This window comes from Variovorax glucosi (assembly GCF_051216695.1).
Classification (GTDB): domain Bacteria; phylum Pseudomonadota; class Gammaproteobacteria; order Burkholderiales; family Burkholderiaceae_C; genus Variovorax.
Window position 1 is genome coordinate 1 of sequence record NZ_JBPJZE010000219.1, and the last position, 1201, is coordinate 1201.

2 protein-coding genes are annotated in these 1201 nt (G+C 64.2%); both read right to left on the reverse strand.

What is annotated here, in order from left to right; all coding sequences use genetic code 11:
* The coding region (locus ACSFA3_RS24435; RefSeq protein WP_435507966.1) for an HIT family protein at positions 1–256 on the reverse strand (256 nt) is incomplete at its 3' end.
* The coding region (locus ACSFA3_RS24440; protein ID WP_435507967.1) for a DUF3400 domain-containing protein at positions 253–1201 on the reverse strand (949 nt) is incomplete at its 5' end. The genes ACSFA3_RS24435 and ACSFA3_RS24440, both read right to left, overlap by 4 nt.

The window sequence follows — 1201 nt, forward strand, 5'->3', positions numbered from 1 at the left end:
CGAGCGCGGCGAGGTTGATCTTGGCCGGCTTCAGGTGCTCGCGCAGGCACTGCTCGACGACCGCCACCGCTTCCATGCACAGCGTGCGGTCGGCAGCGTCGAGATCGGAAAACTCCGCCGCATGGTCATGCCACACCACGCGATAGAAGGCCGGAAAGCCCGCCTCTTCCGCATGGATGACGCGAAGCTTCGCGCCCTCGAACACGAAGCGGCCACCCGGCCCCTCGCACAGCACGCAGCCTTGCGCCTTCGTCACACCAGCACCCGCTCGATCCCGCCCTGATTGGCTGCGGCCACATAGGTCGGCATCCAGTCGGCGCCGAGGATCTTGTTGGCCATCTCGACCATGATGTAGTCGGATTCGAGCAGGCCGTTGTTCAGGTCGTTGCCGTAGCGCGAGAGGCCTTGCAGGCAGCTGGGGCAGCTGGTGAGGATCTTCACGTTGTCCTGTGCGCCAACCTTGCCGCTGTCGCGCAGCGCGGCTTCGCCCTTCTTCAGCTCTTCTTCCTTGCGGAAGCGGATCTGCGTCGAGATGTCGGGCCGCGACACGCCCAACGTGCCCGACTCGCCGCAGCAGCGGTCGTTCTTGAGCACGTTGTCGCCGACCAGCGCCTTCACGGTCTTCATCGGGTCCTGCAGCTTCATCGGCGAATGGCAGGGGTCGTGGTACAGGTAGCCGCCACCACCCGCATCGGCGAGCGTGATGCCCTTTTCGAGCAGGTACTCGTGGATGTCGATGATCCGGCAACCGGGGAAGATCTTGTCGAACTGGTAGCCCTGCAGCTGGTCGTAGCAGGTGCCGCAGCTCACCACCACCGTCTTGATGTCGAGGTAGTTGAGCGTGTTGGCCACGCGGTGGAAGAGCACGCGGTTGTCCGTGATCATCTTCTCGGCCTTGTCGAACTGGCCGCTGCCGCGCTGCGGATAGCCGCAGCACAGGTAGCCCGGCGGCAACACGGTCTGCACGCCCGCGTGCCAGAGCATCGCCTGCGTGGCAAGGCCGACCTGCGAGAACAATCGCTCCGAACCGCAGCCGGGGAAGTAGAAGACCGCCTCGGTTTCAGATGTGGTCGCCTTCGGGTTGCGGATGATCGGCACGTAGTCGGCATCCTCGATGTCGAGCAGCGCGCGTGCCGTCTTCTTCGGCAGGTTGCCCGGCATCTTCTTGTTGATGAAGTGGATCACCTGCTCCTTCACCGGT